The 25,172-nt window shown below is 49.2% G+C and carries 20 protein-coding genes; 14 read left to right on the plus strand and 6 right to left on the minus strand.

From position 1 onward, the window contains the following. Nucleotides 1–125: 125 nt before the first annotated feature. Both I2I11_RS01945 and I2I11_RS01950 read right to left on the minus strand, forming a co-directional pair. Entirely contained in the window at nt 126–3,413 is a 3,288-nt protein-coding gene (locus I2I11_RS01945) for a TonB-dependent receptor (RefSeq protein WP_230679829.1), read from the minus strand. A 137-nt stretch (nt 3,414–3,550) separates the two neighbouring features. Further along, nucleotides 3,551–4,174 carry a C40 family peptidase gene (locus tag I2I11_RS01950; protein WP_230679830.1) on the minus strand — a complete coding sequence of 208 codons (624 nt, stop codon included), beginning with the start codon at nt 4,172–4,174 and terminating at the stop codon, nt 3,551–3,553. Between the two features lie 397 nt (nt 4,175–4,571). Here I2I11_RS01950 and I2I11_RS01955 point away from each other — a divergent pair, with 397 nt between their 5' ends. Continuing rightward, the gene (locus tag I2I11_RS01955) at nt 4,572–4,778 is read left to right on the plus strand and encodes a hypothetical protein (RefSeq protein WP_196265973.1); all 207 of its coding nucleotides are present in this window, start codon (nt 4,572–4,574) and stop codon (nt 4,776–4,778) included. Nucleotides 4,779–4,987: 209 nt separating this feature from the next. On the opposite strand, the gene I2I11_RS01960 is transcribed toward I2I11_RS01955, so the two are convergent. Both I2I11_RS01960 and I2I11_RS01965 read right to left on the minus strand, forming a co-directional pair. After that, nucleotides 4,988–5,239: a hypothetical protein gene (locus tag I2I11_RS01960; protein ID WP_196265974.1), complete on the minus strand. Its 252-nt coding sequence runs from the start codon at nt 5,237–5,239 to the stop codon at nt 4,988–4,990. A 13-nt stretch (nt 5,240–5,252) separates the two neighbouring features. Continuing rightward, entirely contained in the window at nt 5,253–6,149 is an 897-nt protein-coding gene (locus tag I2I11_RS01965; RefSeq protein WP_196265975.1) for an alpha/beta fold hydrolase, read from the minus strand. A gap of 419 nt (nt 6,150–6,568) precedes the next feature. Between I2I11_RS01965 and asnB the strand changes: the two genes are divergently transcribed. The 3 genes from asnB to I2I11_RS01980 all read left to right on the plus strand — a co-directional run bounded on the left by asnB (nt 6,569) and on the right by I2I11_RS01980 (nt 10,998). Beyond that, complete coding sequence (gene asnB / locus I2I11_RS01970; RefSeq protein WP_196265976.1) at nt 6,569–8,476, plus strand: asparagine synthase (glutamine-hydrolyzing); 1,908 nt, start codon at nt 6,569–6,571, stop codon at nt 8,474–8,476. Nucleotides 8,477–8,565: 89 nt separating this feature from the next. After that, on the plus strand, nt 8,566–9,912 hold the full coding sequence (locus I2I11_RS01975; RefSeq protein ID WP_196265977.1) for a UDP-glucose dehydrogenase family protein: 1,347 nt from the start codon (nt 8,566–8,568) through the stop codon (nt 9,910–9,912). 123 nt (nt 9,913–10,035) lie between these two features. Further along, nucleotides 10,036–10,998 (plus strand): UDP-glucuronic acid decarboxylase family protein, encoded by a 963-nt coding sequence (locus I2I11_RS01980; RefSeq protein ID WP_196265978.1) that lies wholly within the window; start codon nt 10,036–10,038, stop codon nt 10,996–10,998. 41 nt (nt 10,999–11,039) lie between these two features. On the opposite strand, the gene I2I11_RS01985 is transcribed toward I2I11_RS01980, so the two are convergent. Further along, a complete protein-coding gene (locus tag I2I11_RS01985) occupies nt 11,040–12,287 on the minus strand; it encodes a glycosyltransferase family 52 (protein WP_196265979.1) in 1,248 nt (415 codons plus the stop codon). Nucleotides 12,288–12,332: 45 nt separating this feature from the next. Here I2I11_RS01985 and I2I11_RS01990 point away from each other — a divergent pair, with 45 nt between their 5' ends. The 3 genes from I2I11_RS01990 to I2I11_RS02000 are packed head-to-tail and all read left to right on the plus strand — an operon-like array spanning nt 12,333 to nt 15,685. Further along, complete coding sequence (locus tag I2I11_RS01990; protein ID WP_196265980.1) at nt 12,333–13,403, plus strand: glycosyltransferase; 1,071 nt, start codon at nt 12,333–12,335, stop codon at nt 13,401–13,403. Between the two features lie 6 nt (nt 13,404–13,409). Beyond that, nucleotides 13,410–14,624 carry a glycosyltransferase gene (locus I2I11_RS01995; protein ID WP_196265981.1) on the plus strand — a complete coding sequence of 405 codons (1,215 nt, stop codon included), beginning with the start codon at nt 13,410–13,412 and terminating at the stop codon, nt 14,622–14,624. Further along, complete coding sequence (locus I2I11_RS02000) at nt 14,621–15,685, plus strand: glycosyltransferase (RefSeq protein ID WP_196265982.1); 1,065 nt, start codon at nt 14,621–14,623, stop codon at nt 15,683–15,685. Before I2I11_RS01995 ends, I2I11_RS02000 begins: the two co-directional genes overlap by 4 nt. Here the strand turns inward: I2I11_RS02000 and I2I11_RS02005 are convergent. Further along, complete coding sequence (locus I2I11_RS02005; RefSeq protein WP_196265983.1) at nt 15,678–16,928, minus strand: tetratricopeptide repeat protein; 1,251 nt, start codon at nt 16,926–16,928, stop codon at nt 15,678–15,680. The two genes, I2I11_RS02000 and I2I11_RS02005, sit on opposite strands and share 8 nt — an antisense overlap. A gap of 112 nt (nt 16,929–17,040) precedes the next feature. Between I2I11_RS02005 and I2I11_RS02010 the strand changes: the two genes are divergently transcribed. The 7 genes from I2I11_RS02010 (at nt 17,041) to dnaJ (ending at nt 24,876) form a co-directional block, all read left to right on the plus strand. Continuing rightward, nucleotides 17,041–17,955: a M20/M25/M40 family metallo-hydrolase gene (locus I2I11_RS02010; RefSeq protein WP_196265984.1), complete on the plus strand. Its 915-nt coding sequence runs from the start codon at nt 17,041–17,043 to the stop codon at nt 17,953–17,955. Between the two features lie 201 nt (nt 17,956–18,156). After that, nucleotides 18,157–20,424, plus strand: coding sequence for a sodium-translocating pyrophosphatase (locus I2I11_RS02015; protein ID WP_196265985.1), 2,268 nt, complete (start codon nt 18,157–18,159; stop codon nt 20,422–20,424). Between the two features lie 96 nt (nt 20,425–20,520). Beyond that, nucleotides 20,521–21,063 carry a hypoxanthine phosphoribosyltransferase gene (hpt, locus tag I2I11_RS02020; RefSeq protein ID WP_196265986.1) on the plus strand — a complete coding sequence of 181 codons (543 nt, stop codon included), beginning with the start codon at nt 20,521–20,523 and terminating at the stop codon, nt 21,061–21,063. Between the two features lie 215 nt (nt 21,064–21,278). Next, nucleotides 21,279–21,875, plus strand: coding sequence for an adenylate kinase (locus I2I11_RS02025; RefSeq protein ID WP_196265987.1), 597 nt, complete (start codon nt 21,279–21,281; stop codon nt 21,873–21,875). A 7-nt stretch (nt 21,876–21,882) separates the two neighbouring features. Continuing rightward, nucleotides 21,883–22,875 carry a GTPase ObgE gene (obgE, locus tag I2I11_RS02030; protein ID WP_196265988.1) on the plus strand — a complete coding sequence of 331 codons (993 nt, stop codon included), beginning with the start codon at nt 21,883–21,885 and terminating at the stop codon, nt 22,873–22,875. A 294-nt stretch (nt 22,876–23,169) separates the two neighbouring features. Continuing rightward, entirely contained in the window at nt 23,170–23,730 is a 561-nt protein-coding gene (locus tag I2I11_RS02035; RefSeq protein ID WP_196265989.1) for a nucleotide exchange factor GrpE, read from the plus strand. Between the two features lie 3 nt (nt 23,731–23,733). After that, on the plus strand, nt 23,734–24,876 hold the full coding sequence (gene dnaJ, locus I2I11_RS02040) for a molecular chaperone DnaJ (RefSeq protein ID WP_196265990.1): 1,143 nt from the start codon (nt 23,734–23,736) through the stop codon (nt 24,874–24,876). Nucleotides 24,877–25,172: the final 296 nt, after the last annotated feature.

Raw genomic sequence — 25,172 nt, forward strand, 5'->3', positions numbered from 1 at the left:
AATCCCCCAAATGTTAGTGGCACAAAAATAGTATAAATTTCTACAATCCAAAAGCCACGTAATAGATTTTGAAAATAAAAAAGGGACAGCTACTGCTGTCCCTTTTTTGAAGTATAAAGTTCTGCTTAGTTAAAGATATAACGCAGACCCAATTGCATGCTCCAGGTGCTGGAGAGCGAAACATTGTCGCGGTACGGTGTTTCCGGCAGAATCGTGTTGCCTGCGCTGTCACGGACAGTGATCATGTTAAAGGATGGCACACCTTCTGGTGTTACACTGGCAACTTTCAATAAGCCATAGTTATAGATAGAGCCACCGTTCAGCTGCTGGTATACGCCCCAGTCTGAGCTTATCAGGTTGCCCAGGTTGGTTACGTCTACGCTGAATTGAAGCGAATTGCGCTTGCCGCCAATGTTGGTGAACACATCCTGCAATAATCTCAGATCTACGCGGTTGAACCAAGGCATCAAACCATTGTTACGCTCCACATAACCGCCTCTGCTATTTTGTAAGGCTTTGTCGTTGCTAATGAAGTTGTTGAAAGCCTCGCGTTGCTGCGCTGCCGTAAATATTACTTCTCCGTCATCGGTGATATCAACAAAGTTAAGCTCTTCTGAAGTAGAGGGAATGTACAGCAGGTCGCTGCTTACGCCGTCTTTGTTCAAATCGCCGTTGGTGGTGTAAGAGAAGCGTCCTTGCGAAGCACCCTCGTAGAACAACGACAGCGTAGTGGCCAGGTGGTTGGCATACTCAAGGCGGTAAGCAGCATTCGCTACAATACGGTGAGGTATCTCAAACTGAGAGATGCCCATCAGCAATTCATTTGGATCGTTTACGGAATAATTGTTAGCCCATGCAGATCCGGCGCTCGAACCCGGGTTGCCGGTGATGTCTCTGGCGCGGGTATAAGTATAGTATACTGAACCAAAGAAGCCTCTTCTGGCAGGAAGTGAAAGACCAACCGTGGCCGACAGTGAACTTCCTTTGTTGGTGTTGCTCAATACAATGGCGTCGCCGGTAGCGTCAGTATAGTAGGTATCGGCTTTGCCATTCCAGAAATCTCGGTTATCGCCGGCATAGTTCATTTGCTGTGTAGCAGGCTTCCTGTTGGCGTTAAACTGATAAGTGCCAACCAAATCTTTGGTATACAACAGGTCTGCAATAGCTGTCAGCGGCGTGCCAGGGATAGTATAATCGGCGCCTAAGCTGCTTCTCCATACCTGTGGCATTTTAAAGTCACGGTCTACCAGGGCAAAGCTGCCCGGCGCACCGGCATTTGGCGATTTGATAAATACATCGGATGGGCCATTCGCTAACCAGTATAAAGGATCCGGGTTAAACCTGATTTGGTCCAGGGCGCTGGCCGGAACACCTTCCAGCACGTTCTGAATTACACCGGCATTGGTTGGCATGTTGGTAAGCCACACAAATGGCACACGGCCTGAGAAGATACCGGTACCGCCACGCAGCTGCAGCGAACCATCCGGCAATGCATCTAAATTGAAACCAAAGCGTGGAGACAGCAATATTCTGGATTTAGGCCACTCGCCGCTAGCGTATGATTTCTCATTTCCATCCGGATCCAGCAAGGTTAATGCATCAATAGACGGGTTAGACGTAAGATCATTCATGTAAACAGGAAGCTCTGCACGCAGGCCCAGTGTTATGCTCAGGCGCTCGTCTACGGCAAGTTTATCCTGTACATAAAGGCTGGCCATGCCGAAGTTGATGCGCGAGTATGGGTCCTGGCCTTCGTAAGGATAAGTAAGGCCAAACTGTGTTGGTGCAGCGTTGTTCAGGAAATCGTCTACAGAAGCGTATCTGTAATAAGATGTGCCGTAGCGCTGATAGCTGTTGCCAAACTTCTGTATCTCAAAGCTGGCGCCTGCTGTAATGGTGTTTTTGCCGGCAAGGTACGTAAGGTTGTCAATGAAGGAATAATTGTCGTTAATCACATCATTGCCGTAAGTAAACAGCTCATAACCAAAGTTCATGTACTGGTCGCCATCTTTCCAGATATCCACGAAGGGGAAAATCTCGCTTGGCGAAGTACGGGTATCCTGGATGCGGGTATAGCTGGCCAGGAACTGGTTTGATATTTTAGAAGAGAAGTTGCTGTTCAGTTCTGCCGTAAGCGAGCGAACCGTGTTTTCAAAGCCGTAATTCGATTTTGAGAACGACAGCGCGTTATCGCTGATACGGCCTGAAGAAGCGCGTGGGTTTGGTGCAGAACTGGCGTTTACGGTCTGGTCGCTGGTGCCTACTACCTGGTTGTAACGGATAGTAAATTTGTGCTGGTCGCTGATGTTCCAGTCCAAACGGGCCAGGATTTTGGTGTTCGCGTTGTTAAAATCGTTCGCATAATTCTCATAAGTGCCCGGATCGTAACTGTAATTCTTGAGCAGATACTGGCGTACCCTGTCCAGGTCTTCTGCCGTGGTTCTTGATACGTTCGGGCCGCTCACAAGCCGGCGGTTTGCAATTCTGTTGATACCCGGATATGTTTCTGTCTCGTGCTCGTAGTTGGCAAAGAAGAACAGTTTGTTTTTAATGATGGGTCCTCCCAAACGGGCGCCATAAATTACGTTTGACCGGTCGGCCTGCTCCGGCAGTTCCTCGTCGCCTACTTTAGTACCGTTAAAATTCTGATTCCGGTAAAAAGTATACACAGAACCTGAGAACTCGTTTGTGCCGCTACGGGTAACAGCATTGATACCGGCGCCGGTAAAACCAGACTGGCGCACATCATAAGGCGCAATATTTACAGAGATTTCCTCAATGGCATCCAGTGAAATTGGCTGCGAAGAGCCACCCGGAAGCGGGTTGGAGCTTAAGCCAAAAGCATTGTTGAAGTTAGCTCCGTCTACCTGCAGGTTGTTGAAGCGGGCATCGCGGCCGGCAAAACTGTTTCCGTTGGCTTGCGGCGTAATGCGGGTAAAATCCGTAACGCTTCGTGAGATGGTAGGCAGTGTGGTGATCTGCTCGGTGCTTACGTTGGTTGCAGCCCCTGTTTTATTTGCATTAAAAACCGAGGACTGGTCTGCCGAAACTACCACCTCCTGTAAATCGGTGCCGGATTCAGATAAAGTAGCTTCCAGTTCATATGGCACACCTAATTTTAAATTGATGTTGCTATAGGTCTTGGGCTGGTAACCAATATAGCTTACTTCAATTGCATAAGGGCCGCCTGTACGCACGTTAGCAATGTTAAAACGGCCATCGGCGTTGGTTACAGCTCCGTAAGTTGTGCCGGAGGGTTGGTGTGTGGCTCTTACAGTTGCACCAATAAGGGGCGCCCCCTGCTGATCCCTGACGGACCCGTTGATACTACTCGTTGTTACCTGTGCCCAGGCTAACTGCAGCGGCAGCAGCATGACCAGGCACAGAACCAGGCTCTTGTAAATAGTTCTCATAAATACGATTAAGTAATTTTTTGGCAAAATTATTCATAAAGAATTTAAAACACCTTATCTATCTGTTAATTTAAAGTTAAGATAAGTATTTTTTTTATGAGGTACCACTATCTGCCAATAAATCAAATCGTTATGGTCTATAAAGGCGGCCGCACAGCTTTGATAAACAGTTTCTGGAAGTAATCTGAATAGAGGTTATTTTCTGTTACGCCCAGTGAGGTGGAAGCATGTATAAACCGTACTTCCTCATCGCTGATAACCTCTGTTACCATACCCACATGCGTTACCTCATTGCTGAACCTGTTAGCGCCGAAGAAAACCAGGTCGCCCTCACGTATGTTCTTTAACTTTACTTTTTTGCCATAATGGCTTTGCTCTTCGGAGGTGCGGGGTAGCGGAACATCTATACTCTGGAACGAGGTGCAAAGCAGGCCGGAGCAGTCCATGCCCACACGGGTGGTGCCGCCCCATTTGTAAGGCACACCGGTATAAGAGCGGGCTGTTTCGATAACGGTACTGATCTGGGCGCCTGGGTTGCGTGAAACGCGGGCGCGGCGGCTGTGGTCTTTGGACGCGGCAATGCTGCGGCTGTCATCTCTGTTGTGGCGCCCTTTGCGCTGCTGGCGTTTGGCGGCGGCTATTTCGCGGGCTGATCTGTACGTTTCGCCGCGCTTGCTGAAAACCGGCTGTGAGGTCTGGCAGGAAGCCATCAGGACCAGGAAAAAGATTAGCAGGGCTGATGTCGTAAATAGTGTTCTCAAAGCTTACCTTGGCAAAAGTGAAACAAAGTATAATAAGTGGCTAAATTAACGATTCAGATTCTTTTTAAAAATGAAATTCAATCTAGTTATGCCGGTAGCTATTGCAGTGCTTGCATAGCAGGAGGGGAGCACAGCATGCTGCGCTGCACCTACAACGAAACCAAAATCTGCATTACCTGCCGGAAGTGGTGCTTAACCTTGTTAACGCTGAAGAAATAAACTGTATTATGCGCTACTATCACGAAAGTTTTCTGCCGGGGCCACGCTCAGCGCCGGCGCCATGTAGCCCATACCGCAAAAGCGAACGCGTATAAAAGGAGAAGGATATGGTGGTGGCGCAGACAGAACTGTTAGAAAGGGAGAAGGAAAGTGGCCACAGGCATTGACTTTAAGCCGTGTGTTACGGCCATGCCGGCGCGATGGCAACCTGCACCTGAACATCGTAAAAACCGGCATCTGTGACGAGAACTGGAACTATAAACCGCCTGAAGGTATAAAAGAGATGCTTAAACTATGCGCAAGCCTGGGCAGCATTATCTCCGGTGAACATGCCATCAGTCTGGCGCAGCGGCCACACACCGGCATGGCGCTCAACCAGGTATAGTTGTGCCTGGTGCGCGGTATAAAAGACATTTTCGAGCCGCCCGCCATTCTTAATGCGGGCAAAATCTTTTAGACCAGACAGGAGATGGAGGCGCGGGAGCAAGTATATAGCCGGCAAGTATAAACAAGTATAAACTAAAAGCAGGTGCAGAGATTAAATTCTGTGCCTGCTTTTAGTTTATACTTATATACCTGACAGCCGTCGATTTTTTATGATTGTTCGTTCTGCTGTGCCGGTTTATTTCCTGCCGGTATGTCATCATCCTTGTTCTCAGCCAGATCGGCATCCAACTCACCCAACTGCTGATACGACTTTATCCGGTTTTTAGGCGATTCGTTTAACGGATTCTGCGGAGAGTCGCAGGTAGTGCCTTTTATCGTTTGCCCAGGCTGTTGCATGGCCCCGGGGTTACCTTGCTGATGCTGTACATCATTTTTTTGTTGTGGGTGTTTCGCTTTCATAGTTTTGTTGTGGCTAATGGCAATCTGCCGGTTCCTGCTTCTTTTGCTCTTCTTTTACAAAGTTCTCTATGTACCTGGCTACCTCTTCTGCATTCTGCTCCTGCAAAAAGTGGCCTCCGTCTTCAAAATGTATAACGTAGCACTCATGGAAGAAATTTTTCCAGTGCTGCAGCGCTTCAATCTTTATCAGTTTATCACGCTCACCCCAAAGTATAAGTGCAGGGATGTCCTGGATTCTTTTTCGCTGCTGCCACAGCTCCTCGTACCACTTGCCGGCTCCCACTAGCTCGCGGGCGCAGGCAAGTTTTTCTACATGATCTTCGGGCTTGCCCAGCGCCTTCACATAATGCTGCCTGATGGGTTCCGGCACGTTCTCCATTTCCCCGAAAAGCTCATTTACCAGCGTTTTGGTGGACACATTAAGTTTGGAATGCAAAAACTTGCCCAGGGGCCCCACCAGGTACTTGCTGGCTTTGGAAAACGACTGGTGCTTGCTCAGAGACCAGGTCCAGGAGTTAAGCATCACAATGTTTTTCATGTTCTCCGGATGCCTGATGGCGTAGGCCAGGCCAATGGGTGCACCAAAGTCGTGCACCAGCAGCGTAATGTCCCTGAGCTGAAGGTGTTCCATCAACTGCTCGAAGTTATCGGCATGCGCCCGCGGTTTATAACTCCAGTCCTCCGGCTTGTCCGACAGGCCAAAGCCCAGCATGTCCATGGCAATGCAGCGGTAGTGCTTGCTGAGTACCTTTATCAGGTTACGATACAGAAACGACCAGGAAGGCGTACCGTGTACCATCACTATGGGTGTGCCTTCCCCTTCATCAATATAATGCATTCTACCCGCCTTTAATTGCAGGTACCTTGATTTGAAGGGATACTCATTCGTGTCCAGCCAGTCCGGTTTCATAAAAACAACTTAGGGTATACTGTACTAAGCTATACTTTGAATCAGGTGACAGGTTGCTGGTTTTAACGAAAACAGGCAGGCGTGCTGCAAAAAATCAGGCGCTGCGGCGCTACACAAGGAGTTGGGAAGTATAAAGTATACCTTTACGCAAGGGCAGGTATAAGTGCCCCGATAGGATAGATGAAGTATAAACGGATCAAGTATGAGAACAGTGTTAGAGCATGCTATTTAGCCATCCTGAAAGTTAAACAGGCGCAAAACAAGACATTTCTGCAAGTCAATGAGGTTTTTCAGAATGCCAAAGAGCGCGTATTATTTAAGCTGATTGCGTGCTCTTTGCTTAATAAGCTGATCATTCCTGTTAGCCTTCAGCAATTTAACCACTAACAACCAACAAGCTTTCTTTTGCCCTTATACTTATGTGCGGACTAACAGGTGTTTTTGCTTTTACGGAAGGTGGCAGGCTGGCGCTGGTAGGGCTGCGGCAGGCCTCAGAGGCGCTGCGGCACCGTGGTCCTGATGCCGGGGGGCTGTACCTGCACGGGCCCGTGGGACTGGCGCACCGCCGGCTTTCTGTCATCGATCTCTCTTCGGAAGCAAACCAGCCGTTTACGGATGCAGGCGGGCGTTATACCATTATCTTCAACGGCGAGATACTCAACTACAAACAACTGCGGGCAAAACTAGAGCAGGGCGGCATACGGTTCCGCACAAATGCCGACACAGAAGTTTTGCTCCAGCTATACCTGCAACAGGGGCAGGATTGCCTGAAAAAGCTGCGCGGGTTTTTTGCCTTTGCCATTTACGACGCTGCAGACGAAAGTCTCTTTATCGCCCGCGACCGCTTTGGGGAAAAGCCGCTGCTATACTATAAAGATGCTGGCAAGTTTCTGTTTGGATCTGAGATGAGCGCTTTACTGGCGCTGGGCGTTCCACGTGAAGTAGATTATACCTCGTTGCTCCAATATCTACAACTGAGTTATGTGCCCGCTCCGGCCTCTATGTTGCAGGGCGTGAAAAAGCTGCTGCCAGGCCATTCGCTCTTTATCCGCAAGGGCAGGGTGCAGGAGAGAAGCTGGTACCGCTTGCCGTTTAATGCGGAGAAGGCCGCTAACAACCCCTTGCCTTACAAACAACAACAGGTAAAGTTGCAGCAACTGATGGAGCAGGCTGTAGCCGAACGCCTGGTGGCCGACGTGCCGGTAGGTGCTTTTCTCAGCGGCGGCATCGACTCTTCGGTGGTGGTAGCGCTGGCTGCGGGGCTTAACCCGCAACTCAAAACCTTTTCAGTCGGGTTTAAAGACCAGCCATACTTCGATGAAACACACTACGCCCGCTTGGTAGCACAGAAGTATAAAACCGACCATACCGAACTGCTGCTGCGCAACCATGATCTATACGAACACCTATCCGGCATGCTCGATGCTTTGAGCGAACCCTTTGCCGATTCTTCGGCACTGGCAATGTATGCGCTGAGCAGGTATGCTGGCGGGCAGGTAAAAGCGGTGCTCTCAGGAGACGGAGCCGACGAATTATTTGGAGGCTATAACAAGCACTGGGCAGAGTATAAAATTGCGGCAGGCGGTATTACGGCCGGTGCTGTAAAGCAACTCGGGTTCCTGTGGGAGGCCCTGCCTGCTTCCAGAAGTGGCGCCTGGGGCAACAAAGTGCGGCAACTGCAGCGGTTTGCAACAGGTGCGGACATGCCGGCGGCCGCCCGTTACTGGTTCTGGGCCACATGGCAGACAGAAATGGAGGCAATGGCATTGTTGCTACCGGAAAAGCAGGCGCTCACAAACAGGAGGCTTTATAATGCCACAAAAAATCGTATGCTGGAGTGCTTTAATGCAAAACCTTGTACTATAAACAACGTATTGTGTGCCGATTGGCAATTGGTGCTGGCCAATGATATGCTGCCTAAAGCTGACCTGATGGGTATGGCCAATGGACTTGAGATCAGGAGCCCGTTTCTGGATCACCGGCTTGTAAAATATGCGTTCTCGCTGCCAGTTGCCTCTAAAATAGATGCGGGTATCCGGAAGAAGATTTTACGGGAAACATTCCGTGCTGTATTGCCGCCGGAGCTGTTTAAGAGACCGAAAAAAGGCTTCGATATTCCGCTGCAATCTTTTTTGCAGACAGAAGGCCGCAGCCTGCTGCAGGAGTATCTTTCAGATGATTTTGTGGTGGCGCAGGGTATTTTTGATGTACAGCAAACGCGAAACATCCGGCAGGGTATGAACTCATTCTCAGTGCCTTCCGTTCAGACAAAAGCATGGATGCTGCTGGTGTTTCAACATTGGTGGAAAAAATATCTTAAAGTATAGAACTTTTAAAATATTATTAAGTATAACAATTTTTACGTTGTAAAAAGATATAATTTTTTAAATTTGCAATTTAATTTTATTAAACCTTTATGAGAATAGCTGTAGTTGGCACCGGATATGTAGGTCTGGTAACAGGAACCTGTTTTGCCGAGGTTGGTATTGATGTAATCTGTATTGATATCGACGCAAAGAAAATTGAAAACCTGAAGAATGGAATCCTTCCTATTTATGAGCCGGGTTTGGAAGAAATGGTTGTGCGGAATGCGCAGAAAGAACGTCTTACCTTCTCTAACGACCCAGCCTCCAGCATCCAGGGTTGCGATGCTGCTTTTATCGCGGTAGGTACACCTCCCGGCGAAGACGGCAGCGCTGACCTGAAGCACGTATTGGCAGTTGCGAAAAGTATAGGCCAGAACATGAACGACTACCTGGTGGTAGTTACCAAAAGTACGGTACCGGTAGGCACCGCTAACAAAGTGCGTAATGCTATAGCACAGGAACTGGAGGCGCGTGGCGTTGATATCCCGTTTGATGTGGCCTCTAATCCAGAGTTCCTGAAGGAAGGCGCTGCCATTGAGGACTTCCTGAAGCCGGACCGTATTGTGGTGGGCGTGGCCTCTGACAGAGCCGAAAAGGTGATGCGCAAGCTTTACAAGCCTTTCCTGATGAACGGTCATCCGCTTATCTGCATGGACATCCCTTCAGCTGAAATGACCAAGTATGCCGCAAACGCGATGCTGGCCACCAAAATCAGCTTTATGAACGACATCGCCAACCTCTGCGAAATTATGGGCGCTGACGTGAACATGGTGCGCAAAGGTATTGGCAGCGATGCCCGTATTGGTAACAAGTTTATTTATCCTGGTATCGGCTACGGTGGCTCCTGCTTCCCGAAAGATGTGAAAGCACTTATCAAAACAGCCTCTCAGAATGGCTACGAGATGCGTGTGCTCAAGTCGGTAGAGGAAGTGAATGAGAACCAGAAGTCAGTTCTTTTCAATAAAATCAACAAGCATTTTAACAGCGACATAGCTGGCAAAACGTTTGCTGTCTGGGGACTCTCCTTTAAGCCGAAAACAGACGATATGCGCGAAGCGCCGTCGCTCGTTATCATTCAGAAATTACTGGAGCAGGGTGCCAAAGTAAAAGCTTACGACCCGGTAGCGATGAACGAAGCCAAGCATACTTTGGGCGACAGCATTGAGTATGGCAAAGATGAATATGAAACGCTGATTGATGCCGATGCTTTGCTGCTGGTAACAGAATGGCCGGAGTTCAGGGCGCCAAACTTTAACGTGGTGAGCAAGCTGATGAAGGGCAAAGTGGTGTTCGATGGCCGAAACATCTACGATGCTGCCGACATGCGTGACAAAGGCTTTACCTACTATGGTATTGGGCTGCAGCAGGTGGTGCAGGAAGAAAAAGCAGCCGTATAAAATAAATAAGTAGACGGAATTAGCTTAAATTATATTATTTTGCCCTTCTGACAGGTTTTTGTAATAAAGAGCCCGTTAGAAGGGCAAAATAATATATACCAGTTCTGTTTCTATACTTTGTTTATGTCTCAAAAAAGAGTGTTGATAACGGGCGGTGCGGGTTTCCTGGGCTCTCACCTCTGCGATAGATTTATCAGGGAAGGCTACCACGTCATTGCCATGGACAACCTGATTACGGGCAGTCTGGCCAACATAGAGCACCTGTTCGGACTGAAGGAATTTGAGTTCTACCACCACGATGTATCTAAATTTGTGTACGTGCCGGACCACCTGGACTATATCCTGCACTTTGCATCGCCGGCAAGCCCGATAGATTACCTCAAAATTCCGATTCAGACATTAAAGGTTGGCTCTTTGGGAACGCACAATCTGCTGGGTTTAGCCAAAGCCAAAAATGCGCGTATGCTGATAGCTTCTACTTCCGAAGTATACGGCGATCCGCTGGTGCACCCGCAGGCAGAGGATTACTGGGGCAACGTGAACCCGGTAGGTCCCAGAGGCTGCTACGATGAGGCCAAGCGCTTTCAGGAGGCTATGACCATGGCTTACCACATGCACCACGGTATGGAAACCCGTATTGTACGCATCTTTAATACCTATGGCCCCCGCATGCGCCTGAACGACGGCCGCGTACTGCCTGCTTTCCTGAGCCAGGCACTGCGGGGCGAGCCGCTCAGCATTTTCGGCGACGGCAGCCAGACGCGCTCTTTTTGCTATGTGGATGATTTGGTGGAAGGCATTTACCGCCTGCTGCTCAGCGATTACGCCATGCCAGTGAACATCGGTAATCCGTCTGAAATCACCATCAGAGAATTTGCAGAGGAAATTTGCAAGCTAACCGGTGTAGAACTGAAGATAGAATACCAGCCACTGCCAAAAGACGATCCGCAAAAGCGCCAGCCCGATATTACCAAAGCAAAGGAACTGCTGGGCTGGGAGCCGCAGGTAGATCGTGCCGAGGGACTGCAAAAAACCCTCATCTATTTTAAAGACAAAATACAGGCGCCCACTACAGAGAAGGCATAAAGTATAAATAAAACAGGCTGCTCCGGAGCAGCCTGTTTTATTTATAAATCATTACGCAGTAGGATTTCCCGCAAGCGTTCGCCGCTTTTCCCGTCAAATTTATACATCCACGCTTCCGTAAATTTTATTTTGTTAGGCAGTTGCTGCTGATGGAGTTGCGCTATGTCAGGCAAAATGGCATGTAGTTCTTGTAAATCATATATAGGATGTGCCACGCCTGCTTCTACAAATGGCCTGGAAACAAGGAAACCGCCAGCCGGATGGTTTTCATAAGTTATTAGTGTGGTGTGTTTAAAGGAAGCAAAAGGCATTAAATAAGTTGAGTAAAAGCCTAATACAAGAGGAATAGTTGGAGTAAGTTCGCCTAATTGTTTATCGTCTATCATATAGCACAAGCTTAGTTGTTGCGCCTGCCTCCATATTTCTAAATCCTGCCTGGGATGAGGCTTTACGTATAATTTATAGTTGTATTGCCTGCAAATCCGGGTAAGGATGTGAACAAAATCTGCTTTATATTTTTTATCCCACTTCAGCAGCCCGTGCTCGGCAAGGGGCTGGTCTATTAATAATATAGCTCTTGATGTCGTTGGGGTAGCTTTGACATGCGCAAGATGATCAAAATAGGGAACACCTGTAAAGTATACCTTTTGATCTGGAGGTAATATATCATTGTGCTGATGCACAGCAAATATGTTGGGGCTAAAGGAAATATGAAACCGGGCTTGCCTTTTAGGAGAAGTTATTTTCCGTGCGGTGGCTGCAAACGTATGGGTTCGTCTTATACTTATAAAGTGTTTAACAAATGCTGCATCTTCTGGAGAGAACTTTTTTATGCTGTTTAAGAGAAAAAGCCTGTTCCGGATTCTGGCCTTCAGGCTCGCAGCGAAGTGGAAGAGCTTTTGAAATCTTTTTCCATAACCAGGGGCAGGCGGCTGGCGAATGGCAGGATCAGAACCGGGCACGTAATCGGCACGCAAGCCGTGTTCCATGTGGAAGGTTGGTATGTCCTTTTCCTTACAGGCAAGGTTTAAAGCCACATGATTGTATGCTTCGATATAGAAGAAAATAACTTTTTTAGGCGATATTTCATCCAGCAAAGTATAAGCATCAGAAAAATCTCCCCAAAATATGGCTTTGCCATACGTCAGGTAATAATCAGAAGTAACTTCCTTTGGAAAGGCGTACTCTAAGAAGTAAAAATTAAAGTCGTTCCGGCAGGCCTTAAATAAGTCCAGATAATCTTTTCGGTTGTAGTCGCCGACAATAAGTATATTTGATTTACCTGCCATCAAAATGAGGTTACAGAGAGCTAATTTAGCGGCAGGCATTATAACTTGAAAGCAACTGTACTACATATTATTGAATCATTGGCAGTGGGTGGGGCAGAAGTGCTGCTTACAGAGTCGCTTAAAGGTATTTCGGGCCGCTATAGGCATGTGGTGGTGTATATGAGGCCGCCCGTAACTTTATTGCCTGAGGTGAAGGCTGATAAAGTATACTGCCTTGGTTACAGCGGGAAGCGCAGTATCCTGTTATCTGTTTACAGGCTAAGGAAAATAATAAATAAGGAACGTGTTGCCCTCATACATGCGCATCATTACTGGCCTGCTAATATAGCACGTTTGGCCAAACCTGCCTCCGTACCGCTCGTGTTCTCAGTCCATAATCCGTTGAGCCAGGACGCATTTACCCTGAATCGCCTGAGCTTTTACATGGAGAAGCTGACGTACCGCAGTAGGCATCATGCCATATTTGTATCAGCGGCTGTGGGGAAAGACTATAACGAAAGTATAGGTATAAAAGGAAACGCAACAGTTCTGTATAATTTCGCAGCAGACCGGTTTTATAGTGCCAGGTATGCAAAGCCGGTGGCGCAGCCAGGCAAAGGTTTGCGTATGGTGGCGGTGGGCACCTTAAAAAGACAGAAAAATTACCAGTTCCTGCTAAACGTGATGGCGTTAGTGAAGCAAAGGGAGGTATACTTAGATATTATCGGCGATGGGCCCATGATGGAAGAGTTGCAAGCATCTATAAAGGAGAAAGGCTTGAAAAATGTGAAGCTGAAGGGAAGCTGCAATAAGGTACATGAAATTCTGCACAACTACGATGCCTTTATACTTGCATCTGCTTACGAGGGCTTTGGAATAGCCATGGCCGAGGCAATGGCAATAGGTTTGCCCTGTATCCTTTCTGACATTGAAGTGCATAGAGAAGTTACCGGTGGGAATGCGCTTTTCTTTAACCTGAACTCGCCGGAAGATTGTGCTGCTGAAATAATGGAGCTAAAAGAGAACCCGGAGCTTAGAATGAACCTGTCGGTGGCCGGTAAAAAAAGAGCAATGGCGTTTCAGCAGCAAAACTACCTGAGCCAGTTGGAAACCTTGTACAAGCTATACTTGCCTTAACCTGCCGTGAATATTGCATCGCTTTGTCGCTGGAAATTAGAAGATGTGCTTACGACCTCTACCGTAGTGCCTCAGCTCCAGGCTTTAATACAGCTTCAGGACATCAGCAAAATCGTATTTATAACCCTTGAAGACATTATTGATGAAAGCGCTTCCAGGCTTACACTACATCCCGTTCTCCTACATAATAAAGTAAAATGGTTTCCGGTTTCATCCTTCCAGACAAAAAGCAGGCTTGGAAACCAGGTTGCTGATTTCATCATGGGTTGTAAAAAGCTGAGGCAGATTGTAAGAGAAGAAAATATTCAGATGGTGATAGCACATGGAGCTCCGGCTGGTGCAGTGGCTGAGAAAGCGCTGAAAGGAATAAAGCTGCCATATTATGTAACATCTTTGGAACCTCATGCCAATTACATGCTACAGTCAAAAGTATGGAGCAGACACGGATTAAAGTATAAGTTCCAGAAGCGCTGGGAAAATCTGCAGAAGAAAAATGCGGCTGGTCTGATGCCTGTTTCCGGGAAGTACAAAGCTGCACTGATAAGAGAAGGGGTGACTGCAGAAAACATCTTTGTAGTGCCCTGTTCTGTCGATGCGGATATGTTTAGGTTTAATAAACAGCAGAGAAATAGTTTGCGCCAGCAGTTAGGTTGGCAAGATGCTGTTATTGGCATTTACGTGGGCAAGTATGGCGGCTTATACTATAAAGAAGAGGCTTTCGCCATCTATAAACAATGTTTCAGCATCATACCTGGTTTCCGGCTGATTATACTTTCGCCGCATCCGCAGGCAGAAATCATCCAGCTATTAAACCAACAGCAAATAGACATCTCCAAAGTATACATCGCTTCCGTGGCACACGGGCAGGTGCCGCCATACCTTTCCGCCGCTGACTTCGCTTTTGCTACCATCAAATCATACCCTTCCGCCCGCTTTTGTTCTCCCGTCAAAATTGGCGAATACTGGGCCAATGGCTTGCCCGTTTTACTAACAGCAGGCGTCGGCGATGACAGTGATATTATCCAAAACGAAGGCGGCGGCGCGCTGTTTAACTTGCAGCAGGAGGGAAGCGTGGAACGGGCGTTGGAGAAAATTCAGGCAATCATCAGCAATCCCGAACACAGACGCGAAATCCCGAAGCTGGCAGCGAAGTATAGGTCGCCGAGAAAGATAAAGGAAGCCTACACATATTTCTTTAGCCGGATGGAGAAACAAGTATGAAAGTGCTGTTTGTGGTTCCTTATCCGGCGGGCGTGGCGGCCTCGCAGCGGTTCCGGGTAGAGCAATGGCTGCCGGTGCTCCGTCAGCAGGGCATCAGGTATAAACTGGCTCCTTTCTGGAATGCAGAAACGTGGGCTATACTTTATAAACCTGGCCATACTTTACAAAAAGCCTGGGGCCTGACTTTGGGCTTGATGAGGCGGCTCTTGCTGTTGCTGACTTTGCCCTGGTATGATTACGTTTTTATTCACCGCGAAGCAACGCCCCTGGGGCCGCCCTGGTTTGAATGGCTGGCAGCAAACATCTTCCGGAAAAAACTCATATATGATTTTGACGACGCCACCTGGCTGCCAAATACAACCGCTGGAAACCAGGTTGTCGCCAAGTATAAACAGCACGGAAAAGTATCGGAAATCTGCCGTTGGAGTTATAAGGTAAGCTGCGGCAACCACTATCTCCTAGCATTTGCGCAGCAGTATAATACCGCGGCGACATACCTGCCCACTTGCATCGACACCGGGAATTACCACAACCAGCTAAAGCAGCAGCACACGCAGCGGATCGTTATCGGCTGGACGGGCTCACACACCACTTTGCCATACTTACAGCTCATTGAGCCGGTACTGCAACGGCTGGAGCAGCAGTATGACTTTGATTTTCTGGTAATAGCAGACAGGGAACCTGCGCTGCAATTACGCTCATTAAGATTTATACTTTGGCGGCAGCAGACGGAAATAGAAGATTTATTGCAAATCAATATCGGGCTGATGCCCTTGCCTGATACGGAATGGGCCAAAGGGAAATGTGCTTTTAAAGCGCTGCAGTATATGGCGCTGGGCATCCCGGCAGTGGTGTCGGCAGTTGGAGCCAACGTGGTGGTGATGCCGGATAGCGAAGCGGGATTTACCTGTACTACGCAGCAGGAGTGGTATGCGCGGCTGGAGCAATTATTACTACAACCAACGCTTCGGGCAGAAATGGGGCAAAACGGACGGACCTGGGTGGAAGCGCATTATTCGATGAAAGCGCAGCGCGGGGCTTTCCTGGGCCTGTTTACTTAGATTTTCTGCTGCGTTTTTTACTGGCTTTCAGGAAATCTTTAGCCTCTTTGTAGCTGTCAGACTTCTTTTCGCTCGCCTCCAAAACTACAGTATAATAACGTTTGGCCAAGGGCAGGTCTTTTTGCTGCTTTGCAATGCGGGCCAGGTTGAGGTATGAATTAATGAAGTAACCCGAATCGCGCTCGCCGGTCATTTCGGCATACATAATGGCGTTCTGGTAATATTGCTTCGCCTTGTCTAAATCCCTGTACTTGTTCTGGTTGATATATGCCAGGATGTAGGAAGCATAGCGGCCACTCACGGGCTCATAGCCCGGCATGTGCTGCTCCAGTTTGCTCAGTATGTCCAGCGACACGCGCTCGGCCATGGTAAAATGCCCCTGCACAAACAGCAGGCGCGCATAAAACCGCTCAAAGTAAGCATTGTCAGGATACTTTGTGGCCAGCGACTGCGCTACCTTAAGGGCATCCTCCTGGTTGCTTTCTTCGTTGGCGTAAATCTTCATCAGGAAAACCTTCGCCTCATTGCCCGTATAAAAGCCACTGTTGGCCACGTAGCGCAATTGCTTTAACCCCAGGCGTTTGTCGCCATCCGGGAAAAAGATGAGCACGGGGCGCAGCATGGGGTAATTTTCATGTATCCAGACGGAGTAATAGTTAAAAAGCGCTTCGCCAAACAGAAACTCGGGGCTGAGGCCGTTGCCGGCTTTGGCTTTTTCCATAAATTCCAGCGCACGTTTGCTGGCCACTGTTGCCTTGCGCCAGTTGCTGCGTTCGGAGTTTAGCCGTGCCTCAAAGCCATAGGCTGCTGCCAGAAAAAAAGCAGCTTCTACGTTCTGCTCGTCAGCGTCATACAGCGCTTCAGCTTTCTGGATGGTGGTATCCATGTAGGCAAAAAACAGGTCGTCGTACTGGCGGGTTTCGATGTTGGTAGGCAAAATCTTCCACCACTGGCTTAGCCCCATCAGGAAGTATGGCAGCGGATGGTCAGGGTAACGGCGGCGCAGCGATTTAAATTGTTTCTCAGCAATTGCGTACTTAAAGTTGTACATGTTGTCCACGGCGCCCTCCAACTCGTATTGAATATCCTTGTTGAGCAGCAGCATGCCCTTGATCCGGGTTGCCTCCGGCATTACCTCGATGGACTCGATGGTGACGTTGCGCATAGCGGTTGTGTCGGATTGCTGTGCCGCTGCCAGGGCAGGTAATATAAAGGAGAAGAGGATGAATAATAACTTCTTCATGTATAATAAGACTATTCGATGCTTTTGGGTGCTGCAGACTTCGGATATGCCCGGAAGTTCTAAAAGTACAACAATAATATTTAATTTGGATTCCCTGAAAAGAAAATAACCTATGAAGTTACTGGAGCAACTTTGTAACATACATGCCCCGTCCGGCAACGAAAAAAGCCTTTCTGATTTCCTGCTAAACTATGTGGAAGCGCATAAAGTTCACTGGAAAACCGAGCCGAAGGTGCTGTACGGCGAGCAGTTTCAGGATTGTATCCTGCTGGTATTCGGCAAACCCCGGAGTGCAATTTTCGCCCATATGGATTCTATCGGTTTTACGGTGCGCTACGGCAACCAGCTGGTTAAAATTGGCGGACCAGACATAGAAACCGGCTATAAACTGGTAGGCCACGATGCAGCGGGAGACATAGAATGCACTCTGCAGTATAACGAAGAAGCGCATGAATTAGCGTATGCTTATGACCGGGAAATTGCGCGCGGCACGGAGCTGGTTTTTAAGTGTGACTTCCGGGAGACGGACGATACCGTGCAATCCTGCTACCTCGATAACCGGCTTGGCGTATGGGCTGCCCTGCAGGTGGCCGAAACGCTCACGGACGGCATTATCGCGTTCAGTTGCTGGGAGGAGCACGGCGGTGGCTCGGTGGCTTACCTGGCCCGCTACATTTACAAAAATTACTGTGTCAAGCAAGGCCTTATCTGTGATATTACCTGGATAACCGAGGGCGTGCACGCCGGCAAGGGTGTGGCCATTTCGATGCGCGACAGCCTGATTCCGCGCCGCGCGTACGTGCAGAAAATCATCCAGATTGCGGAAGCATCAGGGATTCCATACCAACTGGAAGTAGAAGGTGCTGGCGGCAGCGATGCCAAAGAGTTACAGCACAGCGCCTTTCCCTGGGACTGGTGCTTTGTGGGCGCACCCGAGGACAACGTGCACACGCCTGACGAAATCGTGCATAAAAAAGACATCGAAAGTATGGTAGCCTTGTACAAGGTGCTAATGGAGCAGTTGTAAAGCTGGGCATACCTTTAGTTTTCGCTGCACGCAGGCCATACTTTGCATGAGAATCAGGTTTGGTGTTGCAACTTCTTTATCACTTGCCGTATAGCCTATCTGTTATGTGCAGCAGATATTGTAATGTATTTGGAAAAGTCAGCAGAACCCCTTTTCTTTAATCGCTACAGACATCTATACTTTAAACCTTAATCATACTGAATGGAACCTATTCTTTACGCAATTCCTGCATTAGGCGTGGCGGCCCTTATCTACACCTGGATACGCTCGCTATGGGTAGCAAAGCAACCGGCCGGCAACGAGCGCATGAGCACCATTGCCCGCTATATTGCCGAAGGGGCTATGGCCTTTCTGAAAGCTGAATACAAGGTGCTGGCTATTTTCGCGGTCATTGCCTCACTTTTTTTATTTTACCTGGGCTACACCGGCGAAAAGTCGAGCCCGCTGATTGTAGTGGCTTTCCTGATTGGCGCCTTCTTCTCGGCAACAGCTGGTTTTATCGGGATGCGGATTGCTACCAAAGCAAACGTGCGCACCGCCGAAGCGGCCCGCAGCAGCCTTTCCAGAGCCCTTAATGTATCGTTTGCCGGTGGTTCGGTGATGGGTATGGGCGTAGCCGGACTGGCGGTGCTTGGCTTAGGATCGCTGTTCATCATTTTCTACTACCTGTATGTGGAAAGCACCGGTGCTGATGTAAACGGAATTGAAATGGAGCGTGCCCTGGAAGTGCTCACCGGCTTCTCGCTGGGTGCTGAAAGTATCGCTTTGTTTGCGCGCGTAGGCGGCGGTATCTATACCAAAGCAGCCGACGTAGGCGCTGACCTGGTAGGTAAGGTAGAGGCAGGCATCCCCGAAGATGACCCCCGCAACCCCGCCACCATTGCCGACAACGTAGGCGACAACGTAGGCGACGTGGCCGGTATGGGTGCCGACCTTTTCGGCTCTTATGTGGCAACTATACTGGCCACGATGGTGCTGGGCCGCGAAGTAACGGTGCAGGATGATTTTGGCGGCATTTCACCGGTTATACTTCCCATGCTGATAGCAGCACTGGGTATCATCTTCTCTCTGATTGGGATGTTCTTCGTGCGCGTGAAAGAAGGGGGCGATGTACAGGCTGCTCTCAACCGCGGCAACTGGATTTCCGTAGTACTGACAGCCATTGCCACTTATTTTATCATCCACTGGCTTCTGCCTGATAACCTGAACCTCCGCAACTTCGACTTTACAGCAAATGGCGTTTACCTGGCGGTGCTGGTGGGCCTGGTAGTAGGCGCTTTGATGAGCATCATCACAGAGTATTACACGGCTATGGGCAAACGGCCGGTTAATTCCATTATACAGCAGTCATCCACGGGCCACGCCACCAACATTATTGCCGGCCTGGCGGTAGGCATGCACTCCACGGTGCTCCCGATTATTGTGCTGGCAGCCGGTATTGTGCTTTCTTATGCGTCGGCGGGTTTGTACGGCGTGGCAATCGCGGCAGCAGGTATGATGGCGACAACAGCCATGCAGCTGGCCATTGATGCCTTTGGCCCTATCGCAGACAACGCCGGAGGAATCGCCGAAATGAGCGAGCTGCCCAAAGAGGTACGCGAGCGCACCGATATTCTGGATGCTGTGGGCAACACCACGGCGGCAACTGGCAAAGGGTTTGCCATTGCGTCTGCGGCTCTTACCTCGCTTGCGCTTTTTGCGGCATTTGTAGGTATAGCCGGTATCCCAAGTATAGATTTGTACAAAGCGCCGGTGCTGGCAGGCTTGTTCATCGGCGCCATGATTCCGTTTATCTTCTCAGCGCTGGCTATTTCAGCAGTAGGCCGTGCGGCCATGGCCATGGTACACGAGGTGCGCCGCCAGTTCCGCGAAATTCCGGGTATTATGGAAGGCACCGGTAAACCGGAGTATGATAAGTGTGTGGCTATCTCAACAAAAGCCGCGCTGCGCGAAATGATGCTGCCGGGAGCCATTGCCCTGATTGTGCCGCTTATAATTGGCTTTGGCTTCAGAGGGGTATTTCCTGATACTTCGTCTGCCGAGATATTGGGCGGTTTGCTGGCCGGTGTTACCGTGTCGGGTGTATTGATGGCGATGTTCCAATCCAACGCCGGTGGCGCCTGGGACAATGCTAAAAAGTCTTTTGAAAAAGGCGTGATGATTAATGGCGTGATGGAGTACAAAGGGTCTGAGCCCCACAAAGCTTCTGTAACCGGCGACACCGTAGGCGATCCGTTTAAAGATACCTCGGGCCCGAGTATGAACATTCTCATCAAGCTGATGTCTATTGTGTCGCTGGTAATTGCGCCGCACATCGCCCTGGATCGTGAGCCGCCCATCCCGGAAGCGCCTATCAAGATTAACAGAGAGCTGAAAGAAATAAACCTGGATGCTACCCGGGCAGTACCGGCAACGGCCGCCAACAGTTCTGGGAACACCATCCTGGTGGCAGGTATCGCCGCAAAATAATTAAAAGCTACCCTGCATAAGTGATAAGCCCGGCCTTTGCGTTGGGCTTATTTTTTATTTATACTTATCTTTGTCTGGTCATCAACAAATAAGCTCATGAATCCCCGTACCATTACACTGCACGATTGCAGCTTTAGCACCTACATTTACGAAGAGGAAATAATCGCGCGCATCCTGATGCTGGCTGAGCAGTTGGATCAGGAATATGCAGATAAAAAACCACTCTTTCTGGCAGTGCTTAATGGCTCATTCATGTTTGCCGCCGACCTGATGAAGCGCATCACCATCCCCTGCGAGATTTCATTTATCCGCCTGGCCTCTTACCAGGATATGCAGAGTACCGGAAAGGTAAAGGAAATCCTGGGCCTGAACGAAGACATACAGGGGCGCCATGTAATTGTACTGGAAGATATTGTGGATACCGGCCACACGGTGCATGGCCTGCTGCAGCAACTGGGCGACCGCGGGGCAGCCTCGGTGGAGGTGGCTACCCTGCTGATGAAGCCCGAGTGTGTGCAGCACCCGCTGGATATAAAGTATGTGGCCAAAGCTATTCCTAATGACTTTGTAGTAGGCTATGGGCTGGATTACAACGGTTTTGGCCGGAACCTGCGCGATATTTATAAGATTGTGTCGTAGCCTGGGAAGGAGGCACGCGTTAGCACGCTTTTATGCCACTGTGTTAACAAAAACGTACAAAAAGCCTGCATTTTGCGTTTTTAATCATAGAGTTTAAAAGGTTTCTTACTAATTTTAATTGTTAAGAAAGTCTTGTGCCTGATGTCCTGATATTTTTGCCCGCTTACTTACACCGATTTATACTTACATTTGCCTTTTATTTTTAGCGAACAGATATGCTCAACATCGTTTTATTTGGTCCTCCGGGAGCCGGTAAAGGTACCCAGAGTCAAAAGCTGATTGACAAATACAACCTGATTCACCTTTCTACGGGCGATTTGCTTCGTTCCGAGATTGCTGCGGGCACTGTGCTGGGCTTGGAAGCCAAGAAATTAATGGATGCCGGCCTGCTGGTGCCCGACGAAGTGGTAATTGGTATGATTGAAAGCAAGGTGAAAACGCACCGGCATGCAGCCGGATTTATTTTTGACGGCTTTCCGCGTACGGTACCGCAGGCGCAGGGGCTCGATAAACTGCTGCACGAAAACGGTACTGAAATATCCTGCATGATTGCACTGCGCGTAGACGACGAGGAACTAACCAAACGCCTGCTGCTGCGTGGCAAAACGTCCGGCCGGCCCGATGACCAGAATGAGGCGCTTATCCGCAAGCGTGTGCAGGAGTACAATACCAAAACCACGCCAGTAGCCGACTATTATGCCGGACAGGGAAAATATTGTGCAGTAGACGGTATTGGCGATATTGAAGAGATATTTAAAAGCCTTTGCCAGCACATTGATGCGCTAAAGGAGAAACAGGAAGAGAAGAAATAGGTACAATTTGGCATCATCTAACTTTATTGATTACGTAAAAATCTGCTCGCGCTCCGGTCACGGAGGCGCCGGCTCGGCACACCTGCACCGCGACAAACTCACGGCTAAGGGCGGGCCTGATGGTGGCGATGGCGGCCGGGGCGGACATATTATACTTCGTGGCAACTCCCAGCTATGGACATTGCTGCACCTGCAATACCGCAAGCACATTATTGCTGAAAACGGACAGTCCGGCGGCCCGAGTCACTCTTTCGGGGCACAGGGCAAAGACGACGTGCTGGAAGTGCCGCTGGGTACTATTGCCCGGAATGCGGAAACCGGCGAGGTGATGTGCGAGGTGACAGAGGACGGACAGGAAATTATACTTACGCCCGGTGGCCGCGGCGGCCTGGGCAACGCACATTTTAAATCAGCAACCAACCAGACGCCGCGCCATGCCCAGCCCGGTGAGCCCGGCATAGAAGAGTGGGTAGTGCTGGAACTGAAACTGCTGGCAGATGTGGGGCTGGTTGGCTTCCCGAATGCCGGTAAATCTACGCTGCTTTCCGTCGTTTCGGCAGCGAAGCCTAAAATTGCCAATTATCCCTTTACCACCCTCGAGCCAAACCTGGGCGTAGTTGCTTACCGCGACTATAAGTCGTTTGTGATGGCCGATATCCCGGGTATTATTGAGGGCGCCTCAGAAGGCAAAGGCCTGGGGTTACGCTTCCTGCGCCATATCGAACGGAACTCGATGCTGTTGTTTATGGTTTCCTGTGAGAGCGCCGACATTGCCGAGGAATATCGCGTACTGCTAAACGAGCTGCAGATTTTTAATCCGGAACTACTGGATAAAAAGCGTATACTGGCTGTCACCAAATCAGATATGCTGGACGAGGAATTGGAAGAGGAAATGCGGAAAACGCTGCCTGCAGATTTGCCGGCCGTATTTATCTCCAGCATCTCGGGCAAGAACATCATGCAGTTAAAAGATATGATCTGGCAGGCGCTGAACAGCTAAACCCGGCCCGACAAAGTATAAACCTGCCAATCGGTGGAGGCTGCAAAGCTGTCTGCCGATTTTTTTTATACTTGCGGCAAAGTATAGCTTTGTAATTTTAAACGAGTGAATAATCAAATGCGTGAATAATTAGATAGTAAAAGGTTAACGTAAAGTATAACTGTGACCTTTAGAAAAATTCAGTTATTCAAAATTCAGTTATTCAAAATTAAAATGTCAGATTGTCACGGAAGTGGATTTGGCAGACTAATTGCCAACACAACACAGACTTATAAACCTAAAATTTAAGGCATTATGTCAGATAAAGATATTAAGAAAGACCAGGAAAACGAGGACTTACAGGAAAATACTACCTACGCCGAAACTGACGGACAGGAGCAGGATACAGATCAGGCTGGTGCTGACCAGCAGGATGGTAGCGCAGCAGAACTGGCAGAAATGAAAGACAAGTATGTACGCCTGATGGCCGAGTTTGAGAACTTCCGCCGCCGTACAGCCCGGGAGCGTATCGAGTTAAGCAAAACGGCTACACAGGATGTGATGGAAAGCCTGCTGCCCGTGCTGGATGACATGGAGCGTGCCCGTCAGTCGATAGAAACGACCAGTAACGTGGACGCTGTAATCCAGGGTTTGGAACTGGTTTTCCAGAAGTTGAAGAATGTAACCCAGCAAAAGGGCCTGAAGCCCATTGAAATTAATGCCGGCGACGACTTCGACAGTGATTTTCAGGAGGCGATTACGCAGGCTCCGGCGCCCTCGGATGAACTGAAAGGCAAAGTAATTGATGTAGTGGAGAAAGGTTATACTTTAAACGACAAGGTTATCCGCTTTGCAAAAGTTGTAATAGGAGCATAGGTAATGGCTAAGAGAGATTATTACGAGGTATTAGGCGTAAGTAAAGGCGCAGCGCAGGAGGAAATCAAAAAATCTTACCGCAAAATAGCGATCAAATATCACCCGGACAAGAACCCCGACGATCCTACTGCAGAAGACAAGTTTAAAGAGGCAGCCGAGGCTTACGAAGTGCTCAGCGATGAACAGAAGCGCCGCCGTTACGACCAGTTTGGACATCAGGGGATGAACGGCGGCTTCGGTGGCGGCATGAACATGGAAGACATCTTCTCGCAGTTCGGCGATATTTTTGGCGGCGGTGGTAGCCCCTTCGAGAGTTTCTTCGGTGGCGCCCGCTCTGGTGGCGGACGCCGCGTGCGCAAAGGCAGTAATCTGCGCATCAAGCTAAAACTGAACCTGGAAGAAATAGCCAACGGTGTAGAGAAAAAAATTAAAGTAAAACGCTATGTAGCCTGCGAGGCCTGCGGCGGTAATGGCGCCAAGAACGGCACCGACATGCAGACCTGTGGCAGTTGCCAGGGGTCGGGCCAGGTGCGCCAGGTAGTAAATACCATGCTGGGCCAGATGGTGTCCACGGCTACCTGTCCTACCTGCCACGGCGAGGGCCGCATTGTAACCAATAACTGTAATGTATGCCACGGCTCAGGCCGCAAGCAGCAGGAAGAAGTTATCAGCATTAATGTACCTGCCGGTGTGATGGATGGCATGCAGCTTTCGATGAGCGGCAAAGGCAATGTGCCCGAGCGCGGCGGCGTGCCCGGCGATCTGCTGATTCAGATAGAAGAAGAGCCGCATCCGACCCTGAAGCGCGATGGCAACAACGTGATCTACGACCAGTATATCAGCTTTATGGATGCTGCCTTGGGGGCGGAGATAGAGGTGCCGGCTATTACGGGCAAGGTAAAAGTGAGTATAAAGCCGGGTACGCAAAGCGGTGAGATTTTTAAGCTGCGTGGCAAAGGCATCAAAGATATAAACGGATACGGCAAAGGCGACCAGCTGATACATATTAATGTATGGACACCAAAATCGCTGAGTAAAGACGAACGCGCCCTGCTGGAAGGCCTGCGGGAGTCCGATAATTTTGTGCCGAATCCGGGTAAAAACGACAAAGGCTTCTTCGAAAAAGTGAAAGATTATTTACAATAAGGAAGAACTGCTGACACAAGTATAAAAAGACTTGTTTTCCGCAAGTATAAATCAATATGCCGCTTTCTTAGCAATAAGAAAGCGGCATATTGATTTATAAACTTGTTCGATTCTTCTGCCTGCCGTGGTCCTGAACGGATTTAATCACCTGCCACTTAGCTGTTGATAAAGTATGACCGGCGGGCGCAAACACCTGAAGCCCGGCGCTTGCTTTATGCTGTGCAATTTCGCTTTCATCCGGTTTATGTTGTGTTCTGTCAGGTCAAATCCCGGCTTGGTCGATAAAGTATATCACG

The sequence above is a fragment of the Pontibacter rufus genome (assembly GCF_015694705.1).
GTDB classification, from domain to species: Bacteria; Bacteroidota; Bacteroidia; order Cytophagales; family Hymenobacteraceae; genus Pontibacter; species Pontibacter rufus.